The 9500-nt window shown below is 66.0% G+C and carries 3 protein-coding genes; all 3 read left to right on the top strand.

Annotated features, from left to right (window positions below):
* Window positions 1-206: 206 nt before the first annotated feature.
* The 3 genes from QM590_RS25310 to QM590_RS25300 all read left to right on the top strand — a co-directional run bounded on the left by QM590_RS25310 (window position 207) and on the right by QM590_RS25300 (window position 8551).
* Entirely contained in the window at window positions 207-1976 is a 1770-nt protein-coding gene (locus tag QM590_RS25310) for a glycosyltransferase family protein (protein WP_269596826.1), read from the top strand.
* Between the two features lie 10 nt (window positions 1977-1986).
* Window positions 1987-5157, top strand: coding sequence for an arabinosyltransferase domain-containing protein (locus QM590_RS25305; protein WP_269596825.1), 3171 nt, complete (start codon window positions 1987-1989; stop codon window positions 5155-5157).
* 76 nt (window positions 5158-5233) lie between these two features.
* Window positions 5234-8551 carry an arabinosyltransferase domain-containing protein gene (locus QM590_RS25300; RefSeq protein ID WP_411741391.1) on the top strand — a complete coding sequence of 1106 codons (3318 nt, stop codon included), beginning with the start codon at window positions 5234-5236 and terminating at the stop codon, window positions 8549-8551.
* Window positions 8552-9500 lie beyond the last annotated feature (949 nt).

The raw sequence follows: 9500 nt of genomic DNA, 5'->3' as shown, positions 1-9500 counted from the left end.
TGCGATAACCCTCCATAGCTTCTCGAATGACTCACCAGAAGCTTGGCAAAGAGGGCAGCAAGAAGAAAATCGCCGAGCACTCCACGGTCGAACTCGCGGAATTGATCGGATAGGAACTTCACGACCCGCAACCAGCACCTCGCTCACCGTGTGACGCAGGTCGTTCGAGTTTTCGCCCATCGTGATCTTTCTGTAACCTCGACGCGATGACCACCCACGACCAGAGTGTTCTCGAGCGGCAGCCGACAACGGCACCGGCTCGACACTCCGGCGTCGGGCGTGGTGACGTCGTTGCGGCGGTCGGATTTCTGGTCGCCGCCGTCTACGTCCTGCAGGGCCAGTGGCGCAATCTGGGCGGCGGCTACCTCTACAACAGCGGCCAGGATCAGACGATGTGGGAGTGGTTCTTCTCCGTCGCCGCCAATTCGGTCGCGCATCTGGACAATCCACTGTGGAGTGACCTGCAGAATTACCCGCTCGGGGTGAATCTGATGGCGAACACGGCGATGTTCGGAGTCTCCATCCCGCTTGCGCCGATCACGTTGCTCTTCGGACCGACGGTCACCTGGGCGATCGCTCTCACCGTCGGCCTGGCCGGGACCGCGTTCGCGTGGTTCTGGCTGTTCTCCCGTCAGCTCAATGCGTCCAAGGGTGCCGCGGCAATGGGCGGCGCGCTGTGCGGCTTTGCGCCCGGCGCGATCTCACACGCCAACGGGCACCCCAACTTCGTGGTGCTGTTCCTGCTTCCGGTGATCGCCATGCTGGTCACCCGCATCGCGCATGGCGGCGGGACCACCAAGAACACCGTCGGACTCGGGTTGATCGTCGCGCTGCAGATCCTGCTCGGTGAAGAGCCGCTGCTCATCTTTGCGATGTCGTTCGCCATCTTCGCCGTCGTCTACTACGTGTCCCGGCCGCGGTCACTGTGGCCTGCCGTCCGTAACGCCGTGCCCCGACTCGCGGTCTCGGCCGGCATCGCGTTGACGCTCGTGGCGTTTCCGCTATGGTGGCAGTTCTTCGGCCCGCAGTCGTACTCGTTCCTCGAACACGGTGCCATGGGCAACGACGCCAAAGCACTGTTCCAATTCCCGACGCAATCGCTCGGCGGCGAAGCGACTCCGGGGCAGAACGTCCGCATCAACGCCACCGAGGAGAACGCGTACTTCGGCTGGCCCCTGCTGGTGCTGTCCCTGGTGGCAGCGGTGTGGATGTGGCGCGTCGCCTGCGCCCGTGCTGCTGCCGCGACCGCGATCGTCATGAGCGTGCTGTCACTCGGCGCGACATTGGTGATCGGCAAGGACGACACCGGCATCACGCTGCCGTGGACGAAGCTGGCCGAGTACCCACTCGTCGAATCAGTGCTCGAAACCCGCTTCGCGTTGGGCGCGGTGCCTGCACTGGCCCTGCTGGTCGTCCTGGCCACCGATCGCACGTTCCGCAACGGACTTCGCCCATTGCCTGCGTTCTGGATCGCCGGACTCACGCTCGCACTCGTACCCCTCGTCCCGACGCCGCTGGTGACCGTCGACAAGTCCCCGACGCCGGAGTTCTTCGCCGACGGCGAGTGGGAAAACTTCGTCGACGACGGTTCCGTCGTCACCGTGCCCCTTCCGCGGCCCGAGGACGCGCGCCCGCTGCGCTGGCAGATGGACGCCGACATGGGCTTCAAACTGGCCGCCGGATACTTCGTCGGACCGAGCGACAAGGAAGAGAAGGTCGCCAAGTACGGGGCCGTCGACCGTCCGACGGCGCTGCTGCTCGGCTCGGTCTACGACTCGGGCACCGTCCCCGAGATCACCGCCGATCAGCGCAGCGACGCCGCCGAGGACATGGCGTTCTGGGAGGCCGACGTCGTCGTCCTGCCGCCGGGCAAGAACACTCTCGCTCTGCGAACCACCGTCACCGACCTCGTCGGCGTCGAGCCTCGGTACACCGGAGGCGTATGGGTGTGGGACGTGCGGACGCTCGTCCCCTAGCATCGTCGGCGTGCCCGAGACCGCTCCGAAATTCGCGACCGCCCGGCTGATAGCGATCGTCACCGGCATCATCGGTGCGGTTCTGGCCATCGCGACACCCCTGCTGCCGGTTCAGCAGGACGTCGCGACGCTGTCGTGGCCACAGAGTTCGTTCGGCAGCGTCAACGCTCCGCTGGTGAGCTACTCGCCCGTCGACCTCGAGGCAACAATTCCGTGCAGCGCCGCCACTGCTCTCACCGACGGCGGCACGCTGATCTCCACCGCACCCATCGAAGCTGCGAAGACCGAGCAGAAGGCACTGATCGTGCGGGTCGACGACGACCGACTGCAGGTGCTGCTGCGTGATCGCGTTCTCGCCGAGGCTCCCGTGTCCGAGCTGTCCGCCGACTGTGCCGTGACGGTTTCGTCGAACGCCACCAGCACTGTCGTCGACCTCGACGGCGACACGAGCACGATGGACGGCGACGTCCGCCCGCAGGTCGTCGGCATCTACACCGACCTCACCGCACCGGTCGACGGCCTGAACGTGCGCGCCGACATCGACTCGCGCTATTCCTCCAGCCCCACCACGTTCAAGTTGCTGGCCATGATCGTCGGCGCACTCGCCGTGATCGCGTCCCTGTTCGCGCTGCATCGCCTCGACAGCATGGACGGTCGACGCCACCGCCGATTCCTCCCGTCACGCTGGAAGTCCATCACCGGCGTCGACGCCGTCGTGGTGGGCGTGCTCGTGCTGTGGCATTTCATCGGCGCGAACACCTCCGATGACGGGTACCTGCTCAACATGGCCCGCGTCTCCGAGAACGCCGGCTACATGGCCAACTACTTCCGCTGGTTCGGCGTCCCCGAGGCACCGTTCGGCATGCCGTACTACGACATGCTCGCCGCCCTCGCCAAGGTCAGCACCGCCAGCATCTGGATGCGCCTGCCCGCCACCATCGCGGCGCTGCTGTGCTGGCTCGTCATCAGCCGCGAGGTCATCCCCCGCCTCGGTCGCGCAGTTCTCACCAACCGGGTCGCGCTGTGGACCGCCGGATTCGTGTTCCTCGCCTTCTGGCTGCCCTACGACAACGGCCTGCGCCCCGAGCCGATCATCGCCCTCGGCGCACTGCTCACGTGGTGCTCGATCGAACGCGCCATCGCCACCGGACGACTGCTGCCCGCCGCCATCGGCACCCTGATCGCCGCGTTCTCCCTCGCCGCCGGACCGACCGGACTGATCGCCGTCGCCGCCCTGCTCGCCGGCCTGCGCCCGCTGGTGATGATCGTGGTCAAGCGAGCTCGCCAGGTGGGACTGCTCGCCGTTCTCGCGCCGCTGATCGCGTCGGGACTGGCGGTGTTGATCGCGATCTTCGCCGACCAGACTCTTGCCACGGTCCTCGAAGCGACCCGAGTGCGCTCGGCCATCGGACCGAACGTGCCGTGGTTCGAAGAACGCGTCCGCTGGGACGCGCTGATGACCATTTCTCCCGACGGCTCGCTCGCCCGACGATTCGGCATGTTCGCGATGCTGCTGTGCATCGTCGTCTGCATCGCGGTGATGCTCCGCAAGAACGGACGCATCCCCGGAACGGCCACCGGGCCGTCGCGTCGGATCCTCGGAATCATTCTGGGCGCACTGGCTTTGATGATGTTCACGCCCACCAAGTGGACCCATCACTTCGGTGTGTACGCCGGTCTCGCGGCGTCGTTGGCCGCGCTGGCTGCCGTTGCCGTCACCGCTGCGACCGTCCGATCTCCGCGCAACAGAACACTGTTCACCGCCGCCGTCCTGTTCCTGACGGCGGTGGCGTTCACCAGCTCGAACGGGTGGTGGTACGTCTCGAGCTACGGCATCCCGTGGTTCGACAAGCCGCCGTCCATTGCCGGCAAGGGCTTTTCGACGATCCTGCTGGGCCTGACGGTATTGACACTGCTCTACGCGGCCTATCAGCACGTCCGATTGCCTTATCGCAGAGAAGAACCGACCACGCGTCGACGCTTCGCGCCGTCCGCGCTGACCATCGTCGCCGGCGGGGTCGTGGCCTTCGAGGTGCTCTCGTTCGTCAAAGGTGCTGTGGCGCAATACCCGGCGTACTCCATCGCCCGCTCGAACTTCTCTGCCCTCGCCGGAAACTCGTGCGGACTCGCCGGTGACGTACAGGTGGAGACCGACGTCAACGGCTCGGTCCTGCAACCGACCGATCCCGCAGCCGACGCCCTCGGTGCCGGTGGGAGTACCGGATTCACCCCCGACGGCGTCGCCCAGGACCTGACGGCCGATTCCGAGGACACCGCGCAGGGCAGCGCGAACTCCATCCGCCCCGAGGACTCCGAACAGAGCGCGGCGGCCACCTCGTCGAACTCCGCGGGCACCTCCGGCGGAACCACCGAGAACGTCGGAATCAACGGCAGCACAGTCGCACTGCCGTTCGGCCTCGATCCGAGCACCACACCGGTACTCGGCAGCTTCGGAGCCACCGAGCCCGCATCTCTGACCTCCGGTTGGTACGCATTGCCGGGGGAAGGCGACCTGATCGCCATCGCCGCCGCCGGCCGTATCCGATCGGTGGACGAGGACGGCATCGTCACCGAAGGCCAACGCGTCGAACTGGAATACGGACGCCGCGACGGAGGTGACGTGATCGCGCTGGGACGCATCACCCCGCTCGACATCGGTCCGTCGCCGTCGTGGCGCAACCTGCGCGTGCCGATGAACGACCTTCCCGCCGACGCGGACGTCGTGCGCATCGTCGCCGAGGACAACGACCTGGCCGGGGATCAATGGCTCGCCGTCACCCCGCCGCGCGTCCCGAAGACGCAGACCCTGAACTCACTGGTCGGATCGACCGATCCGGTGATGCTGGACTGGGCCGTCGGACTCGCGTTTCCGTGCCAGCGCCCGTTCGATCATCGCGACGGCGTCGCCGAGGTACCGAAGTACCGCATCCTGCCCGACCGCACAGGTGCCGAATCCACCAATGCCTGGCAGGATTCGATCGGCGGCGGCCCGCTCGGCTGGACCGAACTGCTCCTCGGTGCGGAGACACTGCCGTCTTACCTCGCCGACGACTACGCCCGAGACTGGGGATCCATCGAGAGATACACGCCACTCGATCCTGACGCGACGACGGCCGAGATCGCCGTCGAGCAGCAGTCTCGGTCCGGATTGGCCAGCGACGGACCGATGAAAACAGACTGATTCCCTGGTTCTGCATTTATTCCCGGGGACGGTGCCTGTGTGACCTCTTCGTCACGCTCGCATAACATCGACTCTCGTGCCCGACGTCGTGACAGATTCATCAGCTGGTCCACCCGTCCCCGCTCCACTGCGAGCCTCGGACGAACTTCGTGCTCAGGTACGAGTTCCCCGGCTGATCGCCATGGTGGCCGGCGTGCTCGGTGTGCTGTTCGCGCTGATCACTCCGTTCGCACCCGTCACTCAGACAACGGCCACCATCGAATGGCCGCAGAACGGCCTCCTGCAGGACGTGGACGCCCCGCTGGTGTCCCAGGCACCCCTGAGCCTCACCGCGACCCTCCCGTGCTCTGCCGTCGCAGCACTCCCCGCGTCGGGCGGGTTGCTGCTGGCGACTGCGCCCCCTCAGGGCGAAGGCGCGGCACTGAACAGTCTGTTCGTGCGCGTGGGCGAGTCGAACGTGGACGTTCTCGACCGCAACGTAGTCGTCGCGACGGCACCGCGCGCCGACGTCGAGAGCACCCGCTGCGCGGCCATCGAGATCACCTCGAACGACGAGTACACCTCCGCGGCCTTCACCGGACTGACCGACGACGACGGCCAGCCTCTGCAAGGCAGGCTCGACGGCGATCTACGCCCCCAGGTCGTCGGCATCTTCAGCGATCTCAGCGGCGCGGCCCCGGCCGACATGTCCGTCACCGTCGACGTCGACTCCCGCTTCTCGTCGTCGCCGACGTTGCTCAAGTCTCTGATCATGATCCTCGCGATCGCCTGCACGCTGTTGGCCATCGGCGCACTCGGACGGCTCGACGGCACCGACGGTCGCGCGCACCGCCGCTTCTTCCCCTCCCACTGGTGGAAGTTCACCGGCGTCGACGTCACCGTCCTCGGCGTTCTGGTCGGCTGGCATTTCGTCGGCGCGAACACCTCGGACGACGGCTATCTCCTCACGATGGCCCGCGCCGCCGACCACTCCGGCTACATGGCCAACTACTTCCGCTGGTTCGGCGTACCCGAAGCCCCGTTCGGCTGGTATTACGACGTGCTCGCCGTCTTCGCCAAGATCTCGACCGCCAGCCCGTGGATGCGACTGCCCGCCCTCATCGCCGGCGTCCTGTGCTGGATGGTGATCAGCCGTGAGGTGGTCCCGCGCCTCGGCCGCGCCGTGCGCAAATCCAACGTCGCCCTGTGGACCGGCGGACTGGTGTTCCTCGCCTTCTGGCTGCCGTACAACAACGGACTGCGGCCCGAACCCATCGTTGCCCTGGGCGCACTGCTCACCTGGTGCTCGGTGGAACGATCCATCGCCACCGGCCGACTGCTACCCGCCGCCGCAGCGTGTCTCATCGGAGCCTTCACCCTCGCCGCAGCACCGACCGGATTGATGTGTGTGGCAGCACTTCTCGCCGGGGCCCGGCCCATCGCGCGCATCGTCGTCCGACGCCACCGCCAGGTCGGCACCCTCGCGATGCTGGCCCCGCTGGCGGCAGCAGGCGTGCTGGTACTCGTCGTCGTCTTCGCCGACCAGACGTACGCGACGGTCATCGAGTCCACCCGAGTCCGCACCATCATCGGCCCCAACGAGGCCTGGTACCAGGACTTCCTGCGGTACTACTACCTCTTCGTCCAAACCGTCGACGGCTCGGTCGCACGCCGCTTCGCGTTCCTGACGATGATCCTGTGCCTGTTCACCACACTGTTCGTGCTGCTTCGTCGACGACGCATCCCCGGCATTGCGAACGGGCCGGCATGGCGTCTGCTCGGCGTCGTCCTCGGCACCATCTTCTTCATGATGTTCAACCCCACCAAGTGGACTCACCACTTCGGTTCCTACGCTGGAATCGCCGGTGGACTGGCAGCGCTGACGGCCGTCGCCGTCTCGGCCAGCGCCCTGCGCTCGCAACGCAACCGATCGCTGTTCGCCGCCGGACTGATGTTCGTTCTGGCACTGTCGTTCTCGGGCATCAACGGCTACTGGTACGTCTCGAGCTACGGCGTGCCGTGGTTCGACAAGACGGTCTCGCTGGGCGGCAACGAATCGGGCACCCTGTTCCTCATCCTCTTCGGACTGGTCCTCGCCATTGCAGCTTTCCAGTACTTGCGCGAGGGATACGCTCCGCCGCAACCGAAACCGACGTCCGCGCGCGGTCAACGCATTCGGAAATTCGCTGCCGCGCCGCTGACCGTCATCGCCGGAATCATGGTGCTGTTCGAGGTGCTCTCGCTCGTCAAGGGAGCCGTCTCTCAGTACCCCGCCTACTCGCTGGCCCGCTCCAACGTGCAATCGGTTCTGGGCAATTCGTGCGGACTCGCCAACGACGTCCTCGTCGAGTCGAACCCCAACGCAGGTGTACTGAGCCCACTGCCGGAAGAATTCGACCCCGTCGCAGGTCCCCTCGGCGGATCGAGCAGCACTCTGCGCAACTTCACCGCCAACGGCGTGCCCAGCGACCTCAGCGCCGACGCCGTGGAAGTCAAACCAGGACAAGGCAATACCGATCAGCAGTCCGTCGGGCCAGCCTTCGAGGAAGGCCAGAGTTCCGGAACCGCAGGCGGCACCGGCGAAGTGGGCGTCAACGGCTCCTCCGCCGCCCTGCCCTTCGGCCTCGACCCGGCCACCACCCCCGTCCTCGGCTCCTACCAGGAAGGCGTCCAGGAGCCCGCGGAGGCGACGTCGAGCTGGTACCAACTACCCGCTCGTAGCGACGACGCACCTCTGGTCGTCTTCTCCGCAGCCGGACGCATCTGGTCCTACGACGACACCGGAGCCCTCACCTACGGACAGTCGCTACTGCTCGAATACGGCAAGCGTCAGCCCGACGGTAGCGTCCAGGCCCAGGGCACCTACCTGCCACGCGACATCGGACCCGCACCCTCGTGGCGTAATCTCCGAATCCCGTTGGCGGACATCGCACCCGACGCCGACGCCGTCCGCATCGTCGCCAACGACCCCAACCTCACCGGCGACCAATGGCTCGCATTCACCCCGCCGCGGGTGCCCGTGATGGAAAACCTCAACACCATGATCGGCAGCGACCAACCCGTGCTGCTGGACTGGGCCGTCGGACTGCAATTCCCGTGCCAACGCCCCTTCGACCACCGAAACGGCGTCGCCGAGGTGCCCGGATACCGCATCCTCCCCGACCGCCCACTCGCCGTCAGCTCCACCGACACCTGGCAATCCGGCGAAAACGGCGGCCCACTGGGCTGGTCCGAACTACTCGCCAAGCCCGTCACCGTCCCCACCTACCTGGAGAACGACTGGGCCAGGGACTGGGGTTCATTGGAACGCTACGAGCAGTACTACCCAAGCGCAGTGCCCGCTGAACTCGACACCGCCGACGTCACCCGATCCGGTTGGTACCAAGACGGACAACTGCGCGTATTCGAGGACTGACCTCCCGCCCCCGCTCCGCGTCCGCCCACCCCCTTTGGGATCAATGTCCCTTTGTTGCACTCTGACTGACTGAATCCCACATTCATTCAAGAAGGGGGTGGGTGCGTTGTCGGCCGAGCGGGGTCTAGCACTCACCCCTGACAATGTTCCGGTACGTGAGCCACGATTCGACCTAGTTGTGCACAACTCCGGCAGCCATCCACAGAGAAACCGTGAACGACGGTTTTCGACGCCGGAGTGTCGGTGTCGCGTTCGACAGTCGAGGCATGAAACGGGGAGCTTGGGCCACAGATTTGTCGATACTCGAGGACGTCGCCGATCACGGCGTCGTGACGAGGGCACAGCTGCGGGCAGCTGGTGTCGCGGACGGAACTGTGGCCGGCAGATGCGCTGCCGGCGGGCCTTGGCAGCACCTGCTGCCAGGGGTGGTGCTGCTGTACAACGGCTACCCATCACACCGACAGCGATTGGCAGCGGCCCTGGCGTACGGCGGGCCACACAGCATTCTCACTGGAAACGCGGCATTGAGCGTCCATGGTTTGGGCCCGAATCCACCCTCGAACGAGGTTCACATTCTCGTGCCCAACGATATGCAGCGAGCCTCCGTCAAATTCGTGCGATCCGAACGCACCTGGCGCATGCCCGAAGCCGCACTCGAGCACGGTCCGCGCTGCGCTCCGGTATGCCGGAGTGTGGTTGACGCGACCCGCGCGCTACGCGGGCGATCTCAGTGCACGGCTTTGATTGCGGTAATCATCAGACGGGGTGCAGTGTCGCTGGAAGAGCTGACAATCGAACTGGCGGAGGGGCCAAGACGGTACAGCGCATCGACGCGGCTGGCGATCAGGGATCTCCACGGAAACGCCCACTCGGTTGCCGAGGCGGACGCTCAGCTGTCGACGGTCTCGTAATTCCCCAGGGGTAGTTGTCACGTAATTCCCCAGGTCCG

Origin of the sequence: Rhodococcus sp. IEGM 1372 (genome assembly GCF_030056835.1) — a bacterium.
Classification (GTDB): domain Bacteria; phylum Actinomycetota; class Actinomycetes; order Mycobacteriales; family Mycobacteriaceae; genus Rhodococcoides.
Note: the sequence above shows the minus strand (reverse complement) of the source record. Positions and strands in the feature narration are given on the sequence as shown.

Excerpts from the sequence above, each read along its gene's own strand:
- QM590_RS25310 (WP_269596826.1), top strand. The coding sequence starts at position 207 with ATGACCACCCACGACCAGAGTGTTCTCGAGCGGCAGCCGACAACGGCA.